This window comes from Chryseobacterium ureilyticum, from assembly GCF_900156735.1.
GTDB lineage: Bacteria > Bacteroidota > Bacteroidia > Flavobacteriales > Weeksellaceae > Chryseobacterium > Chryseobacterium ureilyticum.
Genome location: NZ_FTOL01000001.1, coordinates 920,655 through 942,135 on the forward strand (window position 1 = coordinate 920,655; position 21,481 = coordinate 942,135).

The following is a 21,481-nucleotide window of genomic DNA, read 5'->3' on the forward strand; positions in this document are numbered from 1 at the left end:
AAAAATTAGTTGTATGTATCTTTATTCGATCTCATTTCTAAAAACTAATATTATTGATAGTATTGAACTGACAATAAAAAGTAGTGAAGGAATAATAAACCAACTATCTATTCTTTTATAATTACTTGGATCATATACTCCAGTTAGAAAAATTAAAGTTATAAATAGACTTATAAAACAAAATGTCAAAAGATATCTGTCTTTATATTTCTGACATGATAAAAATACTATAAAAGTTCCTATAAGAAATATCATTCCTAAGCCTTCCCATAAAATTCCATATTCTGGGTTTAAAATATCAGAAATAAATTGATATACTGACATAAATATAATTCCTATATTTAATGTACCATGTTGACTTATACCTTGTGTAAGTAAAAAGGCAATTATTGCGATAATTTTGAGAATCTTTACAATCATTATTTACAATTTCTTTTAGTTTGAGGAGCTTTTCCGTTTGTGCTTGTAGCACCAGGTTGTATGCTATTTGAAAACGAAGTTGGTGTATCAATACTTATCGGATTCATGGGAACACCTACATTATTCAGTACAATTATCGCGAAATCAACACAATTATTAAATCTTAGATCATAATTAGTGTTTGCAAAAGCAGTAGATGTTTTAATAATTTCCTGAAGTTGTGCAGGTGTAATATTTCCTATATTCCAAGCGTTAGTATACGAATGTCCACTATCATTACCCATTTGCCCAGGACCTATTATTTTTTCTAATCCTGAATTTTTAGGATAAAAAGAATTATTTAATATTTGACAATTTTATCTAATTCTATTGGATTATAATTTTTCTTAATGTTTTTTTGGTAATCTTTTATTATTTCTTTTAACCCTTCTTGAGTTCTTATTTCCTTATCAAAAATTTCTAATCCCCAAGTCCCATCTTTCATATTTTTATACTCATCAAACGGATTATTATAATTATCTAATAAAAGTTTATTATACCTTTCTATATTTATTTTTAGAGGTTTATTTCCAAAATTATTTTCTACAATATTTTCAGTATTATATTCAGTAACAATTTTCTCTAATGTTTCTAAAGAATATTTAAAATTTTTTTTTGTATCCTCAATTTCCATTATTAAACCAGGTAAGCCTTTAAATTTATAGGGACCTTCATTAATTGGTATATCTTTACAGAACCATGCTATCCAAATTCTCCCTCCCCAATTAGTTTCAGCTTGTTGAACTTTATAACCATTAAGTTCTTTAGTTAGTTTTGTAATTTTCCATTGAATGTTATCTGAAGAAGAATATACGAAATAATTATTTTTTAAACTAAAATAATTTTCATTTATATAGGAGTCTTTCTCTCTTTTTATTATTTGATTTAAAGGAAAGGATAATGAAATGGTGGAACCTCTTTTATATATTGAATCAGCTTTTAAAAGAGAATGATAATAAAATTTTGTATTTTTTTCTCCTATTTGTAATACCATTTTTGATGTATTAGTAATTTCAGAAAGTGAATCTCTTTTATATTTAAAATCATATATCACTCTATATGTCTGAGATTTAATGAAAGATAAAAATACAAAGAAGAATAGTATTAATAAATTTTTAAACATAATAATAAAATTTAATAAAAAAGGATAAAGAATTTTCTTTATCCTAAAAATTCTTAGCTAGAGTAAAAATTAAGCCGGGCATAAATATTTCGCCATTTTTTTAGCCTTATCATAATCTCCTCCTGGATCTGTATAACAAGATTGTGATACTGTTCCACAAGCTTTAACCGGATCTAAACTTATATCCATAGGAATCCAACCGCGCGCCATTAAATGTTTTTAAATTTTCTCTCGAAATTTTTTTTTAATGTTTTCATATTTGTTTTAATAAACAATACAATTATACATATTCTTTTTTTAATCACTATTGCGGGAATTCGTATTTGCTGATATTTTAATGTTATGATTGATGCATTGTGGTAAATCATATTTTTACTAAAAATTATTCCATTGAAAATGCATCCAGTCATAATTTTTTTCTTTTCCTAAAGAGATGAAACCCTGTTTATTAAAAATGTCAATCATCGGTTTATATTCCGAACGGGCAAATCTTGCTGTTTTAAAAGTTTCTTTTAATTGATTTCTTTCGGGATCCAAATCAATTGCCAGTCCCCAGGCGTGTACAGAATAATTACTCCCACCACGCATTTGCCGAAAATTAAAGCAATCTCCAAATAAATCAATTCCGAGTTCTTGAATTTTTGCTAAACTATAGGTTGTAAGAATGTCGTTAAATATTGCTTTCAAAGGCTCTGTTACGCTTACCAATCTAAATAATTCTCGTGGATTTTGTAGATTAGCCAGATGTTTGAAAAAAATAATTGCCACGAATTCACGAATTATTTTTTAACAATTTATTCGTGTATTCGTGGCAAAAAATCATACTGTTTCTAGTCTGCAAATTTGGATAAGATATGGGAATCCAAAAAACTAGAAAATATTAATGGTCTTTCTTTGTTGCTGCAATGGAATAAACCATAGGAATTTTATTATCTAAATGTGAAATCCTATACTTATTGGGTTCAAATTCTATCGTGTGATTGAAACAGTTATAAGGAGAATAGTCAAACTCATCCAGGCTATTGATTTCTAATCCGTTTTTAATTAAGCTGTTGACAACTTCACTTAAATCGTGGTTCCACATCACATAGGATTGGTTGATATCAGCATTTCTGTCTGCATAAGTGCCATTTTCCGTTTCTATAATAGCTCCTGAATTAAAATATCTGTAACCTACTTTTTCAAAATTATCATCGAACATCCATACAACAGGATGGAATTCTACAAAGATGAACTTTCCACCAGGCTTTAAAAATTTTGAGATTACTTTTGCCCATTTATCAAGGTCAGGCAGCCAGCCAATAGTTCCATAACTGGTATAAACGATATCAAATTCTCCTTGTAAATGATTAGGAAGATCATAAACATCAGAACATATAAACTGAGCATCAGAATTTGCTTCAATAGCAAGTTTATCAGCACTTTCAATAGCTTTATCCGAAAGGTCAATACCTGTAGCTTTTGCTCCAAGTCTGCTTAGTGAAATGGTATCCTGCCCAAAATGACATTGTAAATGTAAAACAGATTTTCCCTTTAGATCTCCTAATAGATTTAATTCAATTTCATTTAAAGAGCTTTTGCCATTCAAGAAACCTTCAACATCATAAAATTCTGATTTTAAATGCGACTCAGTTCTGTTATTCCAGGAATTTTTATTGATTTCCAGATAATTATTCTCTGTATTCATAGTATTGTTTTTTGTGCCTCAAATTTACACAAATTATAAGTAACTCTTTGTTGACTGCAGATTGTAAATAGTTATTTTATTCTAGTTATGAGATTGTTGTATATTTTGTTGGTCTTTCCACGCTTTATATTTCTCCTTCATGCAATGTCCGCACGGGCGATATTTATATTGAATAGCCTCTTTTTCATTGGTAAAGAAGACTCTGTTTTGCCTTTTCATCCTTTTACCCGATGAACAGCTAAGTAATCCGTAGATTTTCAGCCTTTTATTTCCGCCGATATGAATTTTTTGATGGTGGATTTTACTTCTTAATTCAACATCTGTTACTTGGGAATGTTGTATCATTTTTTTAAGCATTAGTTAACCGCATCATGAAAAATAATTCCTAAAGCATAACGTTGTCCCGTTTTTACTTCACTTACTCCATGTTTCATATTGACTCTATAATATCCTTTTGTCCCTTTTTCAGGTTTAAAATTGGTTGTGAAAATAAGGATATCTCCCTTTTTAGGCTTTAGTACAATAGCTTTGGATTGCGCTCTGGGAACTTGTTGGGTAAGAACAAATTCTCCACCCGTAAAATCTTCATCAGGATCACTCAGCATAAGAACAACCTGAATAGGAAAATAAAGATCACCATATAAATCCTGATGTAAAGTATTAAAACCACCGTTTCCATACTTTAAAATCAAGACCGTTGCCTTTTGCTGATCATTCAAATGACATTGTTGTAAAAATTCAGCATGTTCCAATGGAAATTGAGTGTCAATATGCAAAGCATTAAACCATGAATTAGCAATAGGAGTGAGGTAAGGATAAATATGAGAGCGTATGGTTTGTATCAGTTCAGGTAAAGGATAATTGAAATATTTATATTCTCCCAGACCAAAACGATGCCGAGCCATCACCACTGTTTTACGGTATAAAGGGTGAAGATCATAGTTTGCTATTAATGAATCACACTCTTCATCGGATAATAACTTTGGAATTGAAGCATATCCATTTTGATGCATTGATTCCGTGATGTACTGCCAATCTATACTATTAATTTTTTCAACGATATTTGTCATTGTTCTGTTTTTATGTTGCAAAGATCCCAAGCTGTGTGCATATATAAAATCCAAAACGTGCGGAATTTTATCTGATTTGCGATGTAGCTTATCACTTATCATGAAATAAAATTGAATGTATTGTAATTTCCGATTTTCCTCTCTCAGCCTTCTATCTTGCAGTTCTGGACTATCTTCATAAGATGAATCTGGATTAGAATAACAGTCCTGTTTAAGGCTACTTTTGCACTGTTAATCAAAATAAATATAACGATGAATTACACAATTAAAAAGGCAAGTCTTGAGGATCTTGATGAAACAGCAGAATTATTTAATCTCTATCGTGTTTTTTACAGACAGGAGTCTGATTTAGAAAGAGGTAAAGCTTTTCTTAAAGAGCGATTTTTAAATAGTGAGTCTGATATTTTTCTTGCGTTAGCTGATGGTAAAGCGGTTGGATTTGTACAACTTTATAAATTGTTTCATTATACAAAACTGGAAAAACAATGGTTGCTAAGTGATCTTTTTGTACATCCTGATTATAGAGGAAAAGGGCTTTCGGTAGCTTTAATTGACCGTAGTAAACAATGGTGTGAAGAAACCGGAGCGTGCGGACTCATGCTTGAAACAGAAAAAACAAATGATATAGGAAATACATTATATCCTCGTTGTGGATTTGAGTATGACGGATTACACAACTATTATCATTGGTGGAAATAATAAAGCAGGAGGCTGGAAGCAAAAATGACATTACCGGATACCTTTGTAGAAGCCATTTTTAATCTATTCAATGGTAAATATCAACGATAAGGGATTTACTTTTTTACATAACTATAAGTTGCCCCGAGTTCTAGCAACCAGCTTCTTTTTTTACCTAAATCTAAGTAGTATTATTTCTACAAATCCGTTCATTTAATTCTACAGTTATTCTTTTACGGGTAGAGCACATAGTTCTATTTTTGTACAGCTCTACGAGTCAAGGGTAGGACAGATGACTTCGTAGAGCTAAAGCAAAATTCTCTCCGCCTTATTTTCTACTTTTTCCCCAAGTTTTATGATTAGTACCACAAAACTGCTTTTGGCGGAGGTTTTTTGCACCAAATGAAAAGAGAACTGCATTGCAGTTCTCTTTTTTATGTTATTTAAAGCCAGTTCTATTATTGAGCCAGCTGATTATAAGGAGCAAGTTTATTGTCATCAGACATTGTTTCACCCAGGAATTCTCTTTTCTGGTCAGCTTTCATTCTTCCGGTCGCATCATTAGCATTGAAGTAAGCCTCACTAAGCTTTGTTGCAATATCTGCCGGCTTAAAATCAAACTTTGTATCTCCTTCTACTCCCAGATATCCATTCTTTCTCGTAAGATTAGAGATATAGTTGCTGTAATTAATGAATGTATTTCTAAGGTATTGAGTATGATATTCCATACATTTTTTAGCCTTTTTTGAAGAATTGTTCATGATACAGTTCTTCATATTGTTTCTGTATAAATACCACTCAGATTCTAAGATACCATATTCTTTTCCCAATGCAATTTTTCCGTTGTTCACGATGTTGTTATCACCTTCCTTTGTGGCAATGACTTGAAGATGTTGGATTACCAATGGAACTGTCGCTTCAATTTTTGATTTTGTATCCTTTAACATGCTAAGATCAGCGGCAGGAGACTTTTTCTTTTGTGCTGTAGTAACATTAAAAATAAGCAGCAGTAGTACAATCAATAAATTATATCTTTTCATGAGAAATTTTTAAGGCACTAAAATAAATATAATTTCCCGGTTTTAACAAATTCATTTTAATTTTCTTTAATAAAATTTAACAAGTTTTAAGAATTTATATCAGAATTTTCTCTTTTTCTATCAATTAAACAGGTGATAATTATACTCTTTTAAAAATATAATATATCTGAATTAATTTTATTTTGTTGATTATTAATAGGTTATGTTATTTAGGCATTCTATCACTAAAAAAATAGTTGTTAGATTGAATTTTATTTCTACATTTGTATAACTAATTTGTTAGTGATAGAAGATTTCATGGACTATCTATCTGGATAACAATAAATGAACAGGATATGAAAAATCAAACTTTAACCAAGGCAGAAGAGCAGGTAATGCAGTATTTATGGAAACTGGAAAGAGGATTTCTTAAAGATATTCTTGATCTATTCCCAGAGCCTAAACCACATACAAATACGGTCTCTACGATTTTAAAAGTATTAAAGGACAAAGAATTCGTAGACTATGAAGTATTTGGAAGACAGCATGAGTATTTTCCGCTTGTTTCAAAAGAACAATATTCTGGAAAAACCATGAAAAGTCTTGTGAAAAACTATTTTAAAGGATCTTATAAAAGTGCCGTTTCATTTTTAGTAGAAAAAAACGAAATGACGGTAGAAGACCTTGAAATGCTGCTGGACGAACTTAAAAAGAAAAACTAATAACCATGGAAGCTATACTTTTATACTTTGGAAAAGTAATTGTATGTTCTGGTGTAATGTTTTTATACTATCAGTTGTCTTTAAAAGACAAGACATTTCATCATTACAATAGATTTTATCTGCTGTCTGCAATTTTGGTACCGTTGCTGTTACCTCTTATCAAGGTAGAAGACTTTACGATAGAAGTGAGTAATGATATGTATTTGATTCTTGATAAAATTCAAAATTTTAACACAGAAAAAAACTTAAACAATGGTTACCTTTATTTTAACATTATTTTTTCAGCTCTGGGACTGGTTTCTCTCTATTTTTTAGGGAAATTGATCTACGGGATTTTTAAAATCCAGCAGTTCAAAACACAGTTTCGAAAAGAAAGCTTTGACGGAATTAATTTTTACCGTACAGACCTGACTGAAGCTCCATTTTCATATTTTAAAAATCTTTTCTGGAAGAATTCCATTACCTTGGATTCTGAGGTAGGAAAACAGATTTTAAAACACGAAATGGTTCATATTGAACAGAAACATTCATTTGATAAAATTCTTATTGAAATCACTACTGCAGTTTTCTGGTTCAATCCGTTTTTTCATATCATTAAAAGAGAAATTAACCTAATCCATGAATATCTGGCTGATAAAAAAGCCGTGAAGCATTCGGACACCAAAGCATTTGCGCAGATGCTTTTAGCAAGCCACTTTTCCGGAACACAGTTGCCTGCTGCCAGTCCGTTTCTAAGTTCAAACCTTAAAAAAAGACTTAAGATGTTACAAAAACCAAAAACCAAATTCGGTTATGCGCGTAGAATTCTTGCATTGCCGGTTTTATTTGCTGTGGCGTTTGCTTATCTGGTAAATGCTAAGAACAGAGAAATTGAAGAAACTAATCTTTCTATTAAAAAGGTAGTTTCAGAGATTAAAAAAGACACTGTAAGAAAAAAAACAGAATTGAAAGAATATCAAGGACCACCCAACCCACCTGATCCGGAAGAGTCTCACAAAGAATTAGCTAAACTTCAGAAAGAGCTTGAGAAAAGACAGGAAGAATTAAGCAAACTTGATCCTGAAAGTAAAGCTTTTGAAACAAAGATGGAGGAAATGGATGATCTGGTAGCTGCGATGACAGATATTACCGACGAATCCAGCAGAAAGGTAGATGAGTATTTCAATTCTGCGGAATGGAAAAATCAAATGAAAGAGCTTGAAAATATGGATCCGCTTGATAAAAAAGAAATTCGCAGAATCAAGAGAGATGCTGCCAAAACTGCCAAAGAAGCAAAAAAAATAGGTAAAAATGCGGCAAAAATCGGATTAGATGCTGAAAGAATCGGCATGGAAGCCGCTAAGCAGGCAAAAATTGAAGCTACTAAGGCAAGGAAAGTTGCCGAAAAAGCGATGATTGATGGAGAGGTTGCAAGAAAAGCAGGTGAACAGGCTCGAATAATAGGAGAGAAAGTTCGTCTGGAAACAGAAAAACAATTCAAAAATATGGATTTTGCTAGTCTTGGAAACTCTAAATTAATGGTTGTAGAGGCTGATTTTATCAAAAAAGAAAGAAACGGAAATATTACCATGAATGGCGTGAAGGAATATAATATGGATGGTGTAGAGAATGTGAGGTTCTTTATAGACGGAAGAAAAGCTTCTAAAGATGAGTTTCGTATGATAAAACCTGAAAATATTGCAAGCATTAATGTCATCAAGGAAAATACCATGAAAGGGAGAGAGGGTGAGATAAGAATTGTGACAAAGAAATAAAGTTCCATCAAGCTTTGTCATGATTTATTGGCAAAGCTTTTTTATTATTCAGCTATGAAAATTAAAATTCTATTTTTTATGATCCTGGGAATATGGGCAAATGCACAAATAAACAGGTTCTTTTATGAGTATAAGTTTATTCCGGATTCTAATAATAAAGAAGACGTGAAAAAAGAAATGATGTTGTTGGATATTGATAAAAATGGATCAAATTATTACAGTCATGATAAATTTGTGTCAGATTCCATCAGCAGAGCAGAGCTTGAAAATCAGATAAAAGCGGGTGGCGGGAATATAAGCGTCAACAGAAGAGAAAAACCTGGACAAGTTGCTTATAAAGTCATCAAGCAGTATCCTGATTTTAAAACTTACCTTTTCAGAAGTATCTCGATGGATAAATATAAGATCAAAGAAGATAAAAAACCTGAATGGAAAATCCAGCCTGAAAAACAAAAAATAGGAGAGTATAATACTCAGAAAGCAATTACCACTTTAGGCGGAAGAGATTGGATTGCATGGTTTTCAACTGAAATTCCTTTTCAGGATGGTCCCTACATTTTCTATGGACTTCCGGGGTTAATTGTAAAGCTTGAAGACAGCACCGGATCTCATAGTATGATGCTGGTAGGTAATAAAACCGTAAAAGCTAAAGATTCTGAACAGGAACTTCAACTGCCTGACAATGTGAAAGTATTAGGGCTGGGAGGAAAGGAGCTTGAAGTAACAAAAGATCAGTTTAAAAAAGTATGGAAAGCTTATGTGAATGATCCCAGTAAAAATATGAGAGAATTGATGATGAAAAATGGTGGTGAATCGGGTACTAAGGTAGCCTTCAAAGTGAAAACTTCAGACGGAAAAGAAATCTCAGACCCCAATCAGGTATTCAGAGAAATGGAAAAGAGGACAAAAGAGATGCTCCAAAAAGATAATAATCCGATCGAACCGGATCTGGTGAATTAATTATTTCATTTTTTACGTTAAATGCGTTAAACAGGATAACTTAAATGTATCCTGTTTTTTTTTGTGTTAAATAATAAAGGAAATATGATATTAGACTTTATTTTGAGAAATATTCATACTTTTAGAAAACCATAAACGTTGAATCTTAAACTCAAAACTTTAAATTCTATCATGACAGAAAAGGAAAAATGTGCAGCAGGACTTCTATACAATGCTAATTATGATAAAGAGTTGATTAATGAGAGAATAGCTTGTAAAGATCTGTGTCTCGAATATAACAGCTTAAAAAACTCTGAGACGGAAAAAAGAAACAGACAAATCAAAAGAATTTTGGGAAGTACAAAGGAAAATCTCTGTATAGAACCGTCTTTCTGGTGCGATTACGGATATAATATTGAAGTAGGAGAGAATTTCTATTCCAATCACAACCTTGTTATTTTAGATTGTGCTTCCGTAAGGTTTGGGGATAACGTTTTTATCGGTCCAAACTGTAGTTTTTACACCGCAGGTCATCCGCTTGATGCAAAGCAGAGAAATGAAGGCTTGGAGTATGCACATCCGATAAAAATTGGAGATAATGTCTGGTTGGGAGGAAATGTAGTTGTTTTACCTGGAGTTTCTATCGGAAACAATTCGGTGATTGGAGCAGGAAGTGTTGTTACAAAAGATATTCCGGATAATGTAGTGGCGGTAGGAAATCCATGTAAGGTTATTAAAAATATAAAAGAAGAAAACTAAGAATCATATAAAACTAACCATGAGAAAAATGATCATTCTATTCAGCCTTATAGTGGCTGCAATGGCTAATGCCCAGAATCAAAGATTCATCTACGAGTATAAATTTATCACAGATTCTACAGCCAAGGATAAGCAACTAAGTGAAACTATGTACCTTGAAGTTGCCTCAAAAGGATCCAAATTTTACAGCAAAGATTACTTTCAGTCTGACTCAACGATGAGAGCTATTACAGAAAAAGACACTCAGAGTATAAGTATTAATCTTGGAGATTTTAAGTTTAAAGGCAAAATACGTTACAATATAGAAAAAATGTATCCTGAATATTCTACCAATTTCTTTACAACCCTTGGTTCTGATGAATATCAGGTGGAGGAAAAAAGAAAACAGAACTGGAAAATTCTTCCGGAAAAAGAAAAAATAGGAGAATTTAATACACAGAAAGCAGTTTGTGATTTCGCTGGCAGAAAATGGACGGCTTGGTTCACTACAGATCTTCCTATTCAGGATGGACCGTATAAGTTTTATGGACTTCCCGGGCTGATTGTAAAAATTGAAGACAATACGCATTCTCATTCATTCGAATTAAAAGGCAGTCAAAAGCTTCCGGCTGGATATGAATGGAAGAGTACTAAAGATAAAGAACGATATCATACACTTATTACAATCAATGAAGCAAAATTCAAAAAAGCTTTTAATGACTATCGCCAGGATCCCATGAAGAGTCAAAAGCAGATGTTGGCACAGGGAACCATTGTTGAAATGAGGGACAGTACAGGAAAATTGCTAGATCCAATACAGGCGTCAAGAGATCAGGAAGCAACAGCGAAAGCGAATATTAAAAAGCAAAATAATATTCTTGAACTGGATTTACTGAAATAAACAGAACCATTGTAAAAATAAAATCCCGAAACATTGTTTCGGGATTCTTTATAATTGAATAAGGATCAGTGATTATGCTAATTTCTGAGAATCAGCAATAAACTGAGCCAGTCCGCTATCAGTTAATGGGTGCTTCAATAAGCTCAAGATCGGAGGAAGTGGAGATGTAATAACATCAGCTCCGATTTTAGCACAGTCGATGATGTGCATTGAGTGACGGATAGAAGCCGCAAGGATTTCAGTTTCGAACAAATAGTTATCGAAAATTAATCTGATTTCCTGAATAAGGTTTAATCCGTCTGTAGAAATATCATCTAATCTTCCTAGGAATGGAGAAACATAAGTAGCTCCTGCTTTAGCAGCTAAAAGTGCCTGTCCTGGAGAGAAGATCAAAGTACAGTTTGTTTTGATTCCTTTATCAGAAAAGTACTTTAATGCTTTGATACCATCTTTAATCATTGGAATTTTCACAACGATATTTTTGTGGATTGCAGCCAATTCGTCTCCTTCTTTGATCATTTCCTCGTACGTTGTAGAAAGTACTTCAGCAGAAATAGGTCCGTCTACAATTTCGCAGATCGCTTTGTAATGGTTTTTGATCGCTTCAGCTCCCTGAATACCTTCTTTAGCCATTAATGAAGGGTTGGTAGTTACACCATCTAAGATTCCAAGATCTTTAGCTTCCTTGATTTGCTCTAAATTAGCTGTGTCAATAAAAAATTTCATTTTGTTAAATAGATTTATTGATGCAAAGATAAGTGATTTAATTGAGTTCTGGGATATGATTTTTTGTACAGATTCGAGGTACATGATGCGCGGTTCGGGGTTGCTACATCTATTACTGCTTAGAGTTGAGATAATCCTTAAACGTGAAATATCAAACGTAGATGCAAGTATAACTTACATTTTGAGGCAATTTTTCGAAAAAAATAAAAAGTGGTAGTTTAAAAAACTTCATCTAATTATACAACAATTATTTAATTTTGATTTTAAATCTTAAACCCATGAAAAATAATACCTTCACTGCCACTCTGGAAATCATAGGAATTAATCCGTTTGTATTTATTCCGGAAGAAGTTTTGGAGAATATTTTTGAGAGTTCAGGAAAAAATAAAAGTCCAATTCCCGTAAAAGGAACCGTAAACGGAAAAGAATTTCAGCAAAATCTGATGAAATATCTTGGAGAATGGAGGTTGTACGTGAATTTAACAATGCTGAAAAATTCACCCAAAAGAATTGGAGAAACCATTGAAGTGATGTTGGAATATGATAATGCAGACAGAAGTATTACCATTCATCCTCAATTGGAACAGGCAATAAAAGAAAGTTCATTAGCAACAACCAATTTTGAAATACTGATTCCCTCCAGAAGAAACGAACTCATTCGTTATATCAATAATCTGAAAACAGAAGTGAGTATTCAAAAAAATATTGAAAAAATCATTCTTCATCTTCACGGCGAAACAGATTTTTTTGGAAAATGGATTGATAATAATCCAGAGCAATAAAAAATAAAATCCGGAAAAATGTTTCCGGATTTTATTTTCTTTATGAATTTAAAGTTTTACTAAGCTTTACAGCATCCTGATTAGAAGGATCGTACTGTATAGATTTTGCAATATGTTCTTTTGCTTTAGCCGGATCACTTTGCTGTTCTGCAAATGCGATATAGAAATATGCGTACGCCAGATTCTTCTTATTCTGTTCTACTTCTTCCGGTTTTACAGTGGCAATGTACTTTTCGTAAGCAAGCTTTGCATTGGCATCATCTTTAGCAGATTGATAGGCATATGCCTGACTGTAATAAGATGGAGCCCAATCCGGGAGTAACGCAGATATTTTTTTCCATGTATCAATAGCATTGGTCCAGTCGGATGCTTCCTGATAAGCGGCAGCCAGTTTTGCCAATGATTCTGCATCCTTTGGATTGGCTTCAATTTGTTTTTTTAGTCCCTCAATAGTAGGGTTGGATTGAGCTGTAGCAGCCGTGGTGGTTGTACTGTTAGCAGTATCCGTTTGAGTTGTTTGTGCATTCGCGAAACTTGCACCTCCTACAAGCATTAAACCTAAAAATAGATTTTTAATATTTACTTTCGACATTTTCATAATCTTATATTTTAAAATTCCGAAAACTAAAATTCAAGAATAATTCCATAAAACCTCAAATTTTAGAGGCTTTAAGTTTTTTTAGAAAATATTAACGAGATTAAAGTTTTTTTTAGGTTAATTTTTGATTCGTGTTTATCTTTGTAACTCGACTATTTGTTATAAATCAATATAATTTCATGCTATGAACATCATATTAGCTTCTACATCCACACTCTTCGGTGGAGAATATCTTGAATACTTAAGAGAAGAATTAATCAAATTATATACAGGAATTGACGAGATCATTTTTGTTCCTTTTGCAAGACCCGGAGGAATTTCTCATGATGAGTATACTGCAAAAGCCCATTCTTTCTTTGAAAGCATCAATATAAAAGTAAAAGGACTTCACGAGTTTGAAGATAAAACTGAAGCTTTAAATCAGGCAAAAGGCTATTTTACAGGAGGCGGAAATACATTTCTATTGGTTAAAACATTACATGAAGAAGGTTTAATGTCTGTTTTAAAAGACAACGTGAGCAGTGGAAAAGCATACCTTGGATGCAGTGCGGGAAGTAATATCGGTGGACAGAATATGAAAACGACGAATGATATGCCAATTGTGTATCCGCCAAGTTTTGATTGCATGGGACTGGTTCCGTTCAATCTTAATCCGCATTACCTTGATCCCAATCCGGATTTGAAGCATAACGGAGAAACAAGAGAAACCCGTATCATGGAATTCCTTACTCAGAATGATCTTAAAGTAGTAGGACTGAGAGAAGGAAACTGGATCAGAAGAATCAAAGATACCATCACAGTTGAAGGGAATGAGCTGACAAGAATTTTTGAAAACGGTAAAGAACCTTACGAAATAGAAGCAGGAAGTACATTATAATGAAGGAAGATGACATCAATGGCTTTATAGAGCGCAATCTGAAAAACTTTTCGGTAAACAGTACCGGCTGGAATGATTTGATCAGGCAAATGTTGTTTGAGCTGGCTGTAGGAGGATGGAATATGAAGAATGACGTTTTTGGAAAAGAAAAATTCGGGGAATTGCGCTGTTCTCTTTATTCTGAGAATGAAGAATTGAATGTCACCCTTAAAATTATTACAGATAAATATTCAAAGCTTTCTCAAAAAACCTGTGAAATTTGTGGACGTGAAGGGAAAATAAGAACCATTAATTCCTGGAAGACTACTTTATGTCTCAACGATTTTCTTGATCAGAATCCAGTCATGGAAATAGATAACGATTTGAACATTAGCTATAGGAAAAAAACGATGTTAAACATTAAAGATGTCATCAAAGCTGAAGTAGAATTTGATCTTAAGACTTTAGAACTCTATACGGAAGCTTCTCTTGATAGGGATGAAAGCTTTTCCTTTTCCTCGCAGAATCCTAATTATTATCTTCTTTTAAAAACAATTCATGATCATTTATTTTCAGATGATGTAAGAGAAAATATTTCAGATTTGTTTCATACCCTGAAGGATTGTGAGATCTGTGGTTATAAGGCACTTCATGAAAATTCTTGTTTGCGTTGCGGTAATGAAGCGTGGGAAGACAGTCAAGAGTATGGAGAAAAATCAGATTATATAAAAGACTGTCAGGTGGATATTTTTATAGATGAAGATGATTTTGAAAAATATTTTAAATATGATCGTTCATTTGAAAAAGTTACTGATCATCAGATTCTTTTCACTCACAACGACCTGAATGAATATGAAAAGCTTTTATTTTAACTATATTTGATTAGAATTTGAATGAATGATACCTGAATATTGTAAATGATGATTCACTGAAGTTTTTCAGGTAAAGTTTAGCATAAAACAACAATGCAATGAAAAAAACACTTGCAGTTCTCACACTTTCTGTACAGATGGTTTCGGCTCAGAATATAGCCCAAAAACTGGATAAAGTAACAAAGGATCTGATGGATTCTTCAGGAGCAGTAGCTTCCGGTTTATCTTTCTATGTAGCAGATGAAAACGGTAATTTTATATACGAATATCAAGGAAATAAAGGGCTTTCCACAGCATCTACCCAAAAAATATTTACAGCGGGTGCTGCATTAGAAACATTAGGGAAAAATTATACTTATACTACAACTTCCAGCTATTCCGGGAATATATCCGGCGGAACACTGAGCGGAAACCTTTTCATCAGTTCAAATGGAGATCCTACGTTAGGAAGTTGGAGATATGAAGCCTACAAACCTGAAAGTTTTAAAAAGAAACTGATCGATGCTGTTAAAAATTCAGGAATCACCAAAATTTCCGGAGATCTTGTTATCGATGATTCTTATTTTGACCACCAGACGATTCCGGGTGGATGGCCTTGGGATGATCTTGGAAATTATTATGGTGCAGGAGTTTGGGGAATCAATTGGAGAGAAAACCAGTTTGATATCAATATAAACGGGACAGATTTTAAAAGCTTCTCTTATCCTTTAGAAGGTGTACAATGGCTTAATGATTTAAAAGCAGGCGGAAGTTCTGATCAAAGTCTGATCTTTACGGCACCTCATTCCAAGGTGGCTCTGATTAATGGGATGCTTCCGGCAGGGAAAACGGTAACTGTTTCGGGGGCGACTCCTAATCCGCCATTACAGCTGGCAACAGAAGTAAAACAATGGTTAAAAGAATCCGGGGTAGAGCTTTCAGGAAAAGCAGTGACCAATTCACAACTTGAAATAGAAGGAAAACAGATATTGGAAGCTCCGAAAAATAATATTATTCTTACTTATCAATCTCCGACTCTGGACAAAATTGTCTATTGGTTTTTGAGAAAAAGTGTTAATCTTTATGGAGAAACTTTAATTAAAACCTTAGGAAAAGAAAAGAAAGGAAATCCCAGCTTTAAAAGTGGTGTATCTTATCTGAAAGAGTTTTGGAAATCAAAGGGAATAAACCCGAATATGATCAATTTTGCTGACGGAAGCGGACTTTCTCCTCAAAACTATGTGGCTGCAAAAGCAGAGGTTCAAGCACTTTTATATGCAAAAAAACAAGCATGGTTTGAGTCCTATTATGATGGATTTCCGGTTCAGGATAACGGAATGAAAATGAAAAGCGGAACAATGAGAGATACAAAATCCTTTGCAGGATATCATACAGCAAAAGATGGGAAAAAATATGTGTTCTCAATTATCATCAATAATTATCAGGGAAGTGGAAGTGCCGAGTTGCAGAAAATTCTTAATGTTTTAAAATAAAATCACTTGAGGAAATCCATACTTACCAGACTGAATAACTGGATTATTTTTGTTGTAATGACGACTTTGGTAATTGCCATTGTAGTGTCTTCTACAGCACTTATTAATTTTCTCAGAAAAGAAGAGATTAAAAGGATCAGCCTGCTTTCAAAAGCGATCAGAATTCAACAGGAAGTAAAGACTCCGGATACAGATGTTTTAGATTTGTTGCCGGAAATTTTGAATATTAATAATACCATTCCTTTTATTGTAACGAATAAGGATAAAAAACCGATTCTTGATCTGGGATATTATCGAAACATTCCAGAGAGTACCATCAAAAATCCTGAAAAATTGCATGATCTGATCATAAATATGGAGAAAAATTATGCTCCTATTGAAATTAAGGTTCCAGATGGAAACAATCAGTTTGTGTATTATGATAACTCACGACTGCTCAATAATCTTCGGTATTCGCCTTATATTTTAGGATTGTTTATTCTGATGTATTTCGGATTTACATTCTGGTTTTTTAAGACCATTAAAAAGACTGATGAAGGATATCTCTGGGCTGGGCTTGCTAAAGAAACTGCACACCAGATCGGGACCCCTTTATCCTCCATGATCGGCTGGATGGAAATCATGAAGCTGGAGAGTCCTGATTCTGATGGTATTCATGAAATGGAAAAAGATATTGAAAGGTTAAGAACCATTTCTGAACGTTTCTCAAAGATCGGTTCTGTTCCTGAGTTGAATGATATGAATTTCAATGAAACGATTCAGGAAAATTATGATTATTTAAAAACAAGAATCTCCAGAAAGGTGAATTTCACTCTTCATCTTCCAAATTATACTGTTTTGGTACCCCATAATAAAATCCTGATGAGCTGGGTAATTGAGAATCTTGTGAAAAATGCTGTGGATGCTATGAAAGGAGAGGGCGCTATTGTGATGTCTGTATTTGAAAGAAATAAAAATATACTGATTGAAGTAAAAGATAATGGAAGCGGGATGACGAAACAACAAGCAAGAAATGCTTTTAAGCCAGGGTATTCTACCAAGAAAAGAGGCTGGGGACTGGGATTGTCATTGGCTCGAAGGGTAATTCATGAATATCATAACGGAGACATTAAAATCTCTCAGACTGAAGTAGGAAAGGGGAGTACTTTTAGAATTACGATAAGAAAAGGAGATGCCTAATCTTGAAATAATGAATTTGAATTTTAAACCTATAAGGTTTGATGTCATAAAAGAAACTTTCAATATTTAAATAAATCTATTTTTTTGCGAATAGTTTCTAAAAATAAAAAGCGGGGAAATTTCCCCGCTTTTCTTTTATTTCTTACCAGTCAGCCACTGAGTCTGAAGCTTCAGTTCTGCCGGAGTTGGATTTGCTTTAAATTGAGGCATCTCCATGGTCATTTTATCCAGGATAGCTTTTCCTTTAAGCTCCATTTTTTCTTTCTTACCACCATTATCTCTCAAAATGGTTACTGTAACAGCCTGTCCGTCTTTAATGGTTTTTGTATAGCCAATAAAATCCTGAACTTTTTGGATATCAACAGTCTTTCCATCTAAAGCAAGAACCTGATCTGTTATTTTAAATCCTATGCTTTTAGCAAACGGAGATAGAGCAGAGTTTTCATCAAATGCAAAAGCCTTGGTTTTATCATCATATCCAGTCTGGTTCGGGTCTTTAATAAACCAGAAGAGAGGTGCACTTTCCTGCTTATGTACTTCTATACCTACCATATTCAGATATTCAGCATAAGGTGTAGGTTGGTTTCCTGCAATATATTTATTATAAAACTCTTTTACCTGAGGATATCCGGTAACTGTTACCAGCTCATCAATAAGTTTATCATCCTTGAACGGTTTGTTTTCCCCGAATCTTTGAGATAGTTTTCTGATCATATCGCGATATCCCATTTCTCCATTGGAAATTTTTCTCAGTTCAATATCCATACACATTGCCAGAAGAGCGCCTTTTTCGTATACATTTCTGTACTGATCTTTATACTGATCCTGTAATACGTTTTTACTCATTACCGTAAACGGCATGGTATCATCGTAGTTTTTGGAGTTGGCAATCTTTTCTCCCATTCTTTGAAGGAATTCTTCTTTGGTGATTAACCCTTCCTGGATCTGGAATAAATTGGCAAAATATTCAGTTCCTCCTTCGTACATCCATAAATGCTGAGACATTTTAGGATCTGCATAATCGAAGTAGTGAATTTCTTCAGAGTGAGTTTTTAAAGGATTTACCGTGTGGAAGAATTCGTGGGAAACTACATCGGTAATGGTTTGGTCAATAGCATTCTTAGGCATTGCTTCAGGAAGCACAACACTTGTAGATTCATGATGTTCCAATGCTCCGAAACCTTTGACTTTAGGACCGTCACCACCAGATAAATAAAGCATGATCGCATACTTTTTATTGGTATTCATATCGCCAAGGAATTTCTTTTGGGCAATAACCATTTTTTCAAGATTGTCTTTGAAGTCTGCTGCTTTATATTTTCCTGTTGGAGAATAAACGCCTAAAACAAGTTCCATTCCTCCTGCGTTGAAGGTAATATAATCAGGCTTAGTATACATTAATGGAGAATCAGTCACTTTAGCATAGTTTGCTAATGTAAATGTGTCTGTAGATTCAGATTTATCCTGATCTACCAATGCTGTTGTCCCGTAAAAATCCGTAGGTTTTTGAATTAATAACTGATAAGGTACGTCCTGCATATTCTCAATATATCCTATGAAACCATGGGTATTGATCATATAAACTTTTCCTTGTTCAATATCCGTTCCTGAAGGAGAAAATACGGCTTTATGCTTTGAAGTATCCATTTCTTCATCAAAACTGTCATTCACAAGATAAGAGATCTTGCTGAGGTTTTGAGCATTTTTCAATGAATAACTATTGTCATTCACTTTAGTAAAGGCAAGCTCTTTACCTTTGTTATCATAAAATTTAATTCCCTCAATAAACCTTCCGTAATCATCTACGGAATAAGTTCCGGGAACTGTTTTTGGAAAATGAAACTTAATATCTCCCGATTTCATTTTCGGGAATTCCATCGTAACGGCTACTTTATCATCCTTTACATTAACGAGGTCAATAGTGGTTTTGATAGACTGTGCATTCGCTAAAAAAGCGGCAAATAAGCCTAAACTAATTGCTGTTTTTCTCATTAGGTTTAAATTTATAGTTAAGTAGTTGCTGTTTTTTTCATTTTGTTACGAAACAGACTATTAAACTTTTCTTAAAATTTTTATAAAAAAAGAAAGGCAAATTCACGATCTGCGAATCTGCCTTTTATTATTTATTGAACACTCAGGTAATTAATATAATAATTCTTGTTGAAATCAACCGGAGTACTTTTCTTAAGCTTTACAGTTTGCCATTCTTCCGTAGGATTTATGGTCTGATCTCCATTGATAATGATTGGAAGTTTCAGGTTTTTTACAATATTTGTATATCTGAATTTCAAAGTATCTCCGTTTTGAGAATATTCAAGAGTAGGAATTTTAATTGTTCTTAAATACTGATCGAAAACAGTAGAAAAATCAATTCCTGCTTTTGAGGATATATAATCTTCAATTTGTTTTGTGGTAACGGTCTGATGATAGAAATCCTTACTTAATCCTCTTAAAATCTGACGGAATTTTTCATCATTATTGATGACCTGTCTGATGGTGTGAAGCATATTGGCTCCTTTAGGATACATGTCACCGCTACCTTCATTTCTCACCCCATATTTACCGATAATAGGAATATCATTCGCTATTTTTCCTCTTAGACCTATCATGTAAATGTCAGCAGATTTTTTATCCAGATATTTTTCTGTGAAAAGTACTTCAGAGTACATGGTAAAGCTCTCATGAATCCACATATCTGCTTCATCTTTTGCTGTAATATTATTGGCAAACCATTCATGCCCGCTTTCATGAACAATGATATAATCCCACTTTAATCCGACTCCGGTTCCTGAAAGATCTCTTCCCAGGTATCCGTTCTGATAGCCATTTCCATAAGCAACATTACTTTGGTGTTCCATCCCTAAATATGGAGAATCTACCAATTTATAAGAATCTTCATAGAAAGGATAAGGACCAAACCAGTATTCTAATGCGGAAAGCATAGGTTTTACCTGCTGAAACTGTTTTTTCGCTTTTTCAAGGTTATAATCAAGAACCCAGTAATCAAGATCTAATTTTCCTTTTTCGCCGTCAAACGTATCTTTAAAATTGACGTACTTACCAATATTAGGAATGATGGAGTAGTCATTGATAGGGTTTTTCACTTCCCATGTATAGGTCGTTTTATTACCATTGGTCTTTTTATCAATTAATCTTCCGTTTCCGACCCCTACGAGATCATTTGGGGTAATGATTTTCATGATGATTCCGTTATCAGGTTCGTCGCTCCAGATATCTTTGGTAGGAAGCCAGATAGAAGAACCTATACCTTGTACGGCAGGGCTCATCCACGGATTACCATTTTCATCTTTTGTAAAGACCCATCCACCGTCCCAGGGTGCATTTTTAGCAATCTGTGGATTCCCGGAATAATCAACATCAATGGTATATTTTTCTCCTTTCTTGAATTTTTTATTGGTTTTAATAAAGATAAAATCTCCATCCTGTTTATAGCTGGCGATTGGGAAATTGGCTACCACTTTTCCAGCTTTCATTGGTTGTTGAAGATCAATCTGAAATACAGGATTCGTTACATTTTTTATAATTTCAAAGCTGATCTTATTAGTTCCTTTGAGGCTTTTCTGTTCAAAATCAGGTTCTACGGAAAAATCATATTTTTTGACATCCCAGAAATCTCTGAAAGCAGTGTTGGAGCCTTTTAATGTATCTTGTTTGGTATAAACTTTATCTTTTTCAAAGAGTTGCCCAAAAGCAATTCCGGAAATTAATAACAGTGTGTATGACAGCTTTTTCATGTGAAATTAAATTAATAATCTTTTCAAAAGTATAAAATTAAATTAACAGCGAAGTGATAAGCAGGCAAAAAATAAAGAATTGAAGAAAAAGAAGTAAAATACAGTTCTTTATATAGAAAAAGCCCGACATCTGCCGGGCTGTATATAAAAT

Annotated in this window: 24 protein-coding genes; 11 read left to right on the top strand and 13 right to left on the bottom strand. The window is 33.4% G+C overall.

Translation table 11 applies throughout. The annotated features are described in order from the left end of the window. Window positions 1–21: 21 nt before the first annotated feature. The 8 genes from BW983_RS03880 to BW983_RS03910 form a co-directional block, all read right to left on the bottom strand. Window positions 22–420 (bottom strand): hypothetical protein, encoded by a 399-nt coding sequence (locus BW983_RS03880; protein ID WP_076550053.1) that lies wholly within the window; start codon window positions 418–420, stop codon window positions 22–24. Beyond that, entirely contained in the window at window positions 420–704 is a 285-nt protein-coding gene (locus BW983_RS03885; protein ID WP_076550054.1) for a hypothetical protein, read from the bottom strand. The genes BW983_RS03880 and BW983_RS03885 overlap by 1 nt, the downstream gene beginning before the upstream one ends. 56 nt (window positions 705–760) lie before the next feature. Then, the gene (locus BW983_RS03890; protein ID WP_076550056.1) at window positions 761–1,582 is read right to left on the bottom strand and encodes a GLPGLI family protein; all 822 of its coding nucleotides are present in this window, start codon (window positions 1,580–1,582) and stop codon (window positions 761–763) included. Window positions 1,583–1,651: 69 nt separating this feature from the next. Beyond that, on the bottom strand, window positions 1,652–1,792 hold the full coding sequence (locus tag BW983_RS23975) for a hypothetical protein (protein WP_167369958.1): 141 nt from the start codon (window positions 1,790–1,792) through the stop codon (window positions 1,652–1,654). A gap of 165 nt (window positions 1,793–1,957) precedes the next feature. Next, window positions 1,958–2,350: a M15 family metallopeptidase gene (locus BW983_RS03895; RefSeq protein ID WP_076550057.1), complete on the bottom strand. Its 393-nt coding sequence runs from the start codon at window positions 2,348–2,350 to the stop codon at window positions 1,958–1,960. A 112-nt stretch (window positions 2,351–2,462) separates the two neighbouring features. Continuing rightward, entirely contained in the window at window positions 2,463–3,269 is an 807-nt protein-coding gene (locus BW983_RS03900) for a class I SAM-dependent methyltransferase (RefSeq protein WP_076550059.1), read from the bottom strand. A gap of 81 nt (window positions 3,270–3,350) precedes the next feature. Continuing rightward, window positions 3,351–3,614 carry an Ada metal-binding domain-containing protein gene (locus BW983_RS03905; RefSeq protein WP_076550838.1) on the bottom strand — a complete coding sequence of 88 codons (264 nt, stop codon included), beginning with the start codon at window positions 3,612–3,614 and terminating at the stop codon, window positions 3,351–3,353. 11 nt (window positions 3,615–3,625) lie between these two features. Further along, entirely contained in the window at window positions 3,626–4,339 is a 714-nt protein-coding gene (locus tag BW983_RS03910; protein WP_076550061.1) for a 2OG-Fe(II) oxygenase, read from the bottom strand. Between the two features lie 252 nt (window positions 4,340–4,591). Here BW983_RS03910 and BW983_RS03915 point away from each other — a divergent pair, with 252 nt between their 5' ends. Further along, a complete protein-coding gene (locus tag BW983_RS03915) occupies window positions 4,592–5,038 on the top strand; it encodes a GNAT family N-acetyltransferase (RefSeq protein WP_076550063.1) in 447 nt (148 codons plus the stop codon). Window positions 5,039–5,475: 437 nt separating this feature from the next. Here the strand turns inward: BW983_RS03915 and BW983_RS03920 are convergent, their stop codons facing one another. Next, window positions 5,476–6,057 carry a hypothetical protein gene (locus BW983_RS03920; RefSeq protein ID WP_076550064.1) on the bottom strand — a complete coding sequence of 194 codons (582 nt, stop codon included), beginning with the start codon at window positions 6,055–6,057 and terminating at the stop codon, window positions 5,476–5,478. 335 nt (window positions 6,058–6,392) lie between these two features. On the opposite strand from BW983_RS03920, the gene BW983_RS03925 reads away from it, so the two are divergent. The 5 genes from BW983_RS03925 (at window position 6,393) to BW983_RS03945 (ending at window position 11,090) form a co-directional block, all read left to right on the top strand. Continuing rightward, window positions 6,393–6,758 (top strand): BlaI/MecI/CopY family transcriptional regulator, encoded by a 366-nt coding sequence (locus BW983_RS03925; protein WP_076550066.1) that lies wholly within the window; start codon window positions 6,393–6,395, stop codon window positions 6,756–6,758. 5 nt (window positions 6,759–6,763) lie between these two features. Next, complete coding sequence (locus BW983_RS03930; protein WP_076550067.1) at window positions 6,764–8,512, top strand: M56 family metallopeptidase; 1,749 nt, start codon at window positions 6,764–6,766, stop codon at window positions 8,510–8,512. 54 nt (window positions 8,513–8,566) lie between these two features. Further along, a complete protein-coding gene (locus tag BW983_RS03935) occupies window positions 8,567–9,472 on the top strand; it encodes a GLPGLI family protein (protein WP_076550840.1) in 906 nt (301 codons plus the stop codon). 171 nt (window positions 9,473–9,643) lie between these two features. Further along, complete coding sequence (locus BW983_RS03940; RefSeq protein ID WP_076550069.1) at window positions 9,644–10,210, top strand: sugar O-acetyltransferase; 567 nt, start codon at window positions 9,644–9,646, stop codon at window positions 10,208–10,210. A 19-nt stretch (window positions 10,211–10,229) separates the two neighbouring features. Then, entirely contained in the window at window positions 10,230–11,090 is an 861-nt protein-coding gene (locus tag BW983_RS03945) for a GLPGLI family protein (RefSeq protein WP_076550071.1), read from the top strand. A gap of 72 nt (window positions 11,091–11,162) precedes the next feature. Here the strand turns inward: BW983_RS03945 and fsa are convergent, their stop codons facing one another. Further along, a complete protein-coding gene (gene fsa / locus BW983_RS03950; RefSeq protein WP_076550072.1) occupies window positions 11,163–11,816 on the bottom strand; it encodes a fructose-6-phosphate aldolase in 654 nt (217 codons plus the stop codon). Between the two features lie 278 nt (window positions 11,817–12,094). Here fsa and BW983_RS03960 point away from each other — a divergent pair, with 278 nt between their 5' ends. After that, a complete protein-coding gene (locus BW983_RS03960) occupies window positions 12,095–12,598 on the top strand; it encodes a DUF1905 domain-containing protein (RefSeq protein WP_076550075.1) in 504 nt (167 codons plus the stop codon). 40 nt (window positions 12,599–12,638) lie between these two features. Here the strand turns inward: BW983_RS03960 and BW983_RS03965 are convergent, their stop codons facing one another. Further along, window positions 12,639–13,196 (bottom strand): tetratricopeptide repeat protein, encoded by a 558-nt coding sequence (locus BW983_RS03965; RefSeq protein WP_076550077.1) that lies wholly within the window; start codon window positions 13,194–13,196, stop codon window positions 12,639–12,641. A gap of 184 nt (window positions 13,197–13,380) precedes the next feature. On the opposite strand from BW983_RS03965, the gene pepE reads away from it, so the two are divergent. From pepE to BW983_RS03985, 4 genes are all read left to right on the top strand, one after another. Continuing rightward, on the top strand, window positions 13,381–14,073 hold the full coding sequence (pepE, locus tag BW983_RS03970; RefSeq protein WP_076550078.1) for a dipeptidase PepE: 693 nt from the start codon (window positions 13,381–13,383) through the stop codon (window positions 14,071–14,073). After that, window positions 14,073–14,924 (top strand): hypothetical protein, encoded by an 852-nt coding sequence (locus BW983_RS03975; RefSeq protein WP_076550080.1) that lies wholly within the window; start codon window positions 14,073–14,075, stop codon window positions 14,922–14,924. The genes pepE and BW983_RS03975 overlap by 1 nt, the downstream gene beginning before the upstream one ends. Before the next feature lie 98 nt (window positions 14,925–15,022). Continuing rightward, window positions 15,023–16,396: a D-alanyl-D-alanine carboxypeptidase/D-alanyl-D-alanine endopeptidase gene (dacB, locus tag BW983_RS03980; protein ID WP_076550082.1), complete on the top strand. Its 1,374-nt coding sequence runs from the start codon at window positions 15,023–15,025 to the stop codon at window positions 16,394–16,396. Between the two features lie 6 nt (window positions 16,397–16,402). Next, window positions 16,403–17,575 (top strand): sensor histidine kinase, encoded by a 1,173-nt coding sequence (locus BW983_RS03985; protein WP_076550083.1) that lies wholly within the window; start codon window positions 16,403–16,405, stop codon window positions 17,573–17,575. A gap of 135 nt (window positions 17,576–17,710) precedes the next feature. On the opposite strand, the gene BW983_RS03990 is transcribed toward BW983_RS03985, so the two are convergent. Then, the gene (locus BW983_RS03990) at window positions 17,711–19,567 is read right to left on the bottom strand and encodes a M61 family metallopeptidase (RefSeq protein ID WP_076550085.1); all 1,857 of its coding nucleotides are present in this window, start codon (window positions 19,565–19,567) and stop codon (window positions 17,711–17,713) included. A gap of 131 nt (window positions 19,568–19,698) precedes the next feature. Continuing rightward, window positions 19,699–21,330 (bottom strand): M1 family metallopeptidase, encoded by a 1,632-nt coding sequence (locus BW983_RS03995; protein WP_076550086.1) that lies wholly within the window; start codon window positions 21,328–21,330, stop codon window positions 19,699–19,701. Window positions 21,331–21,481: the final 151 nt, after the last annotated feature.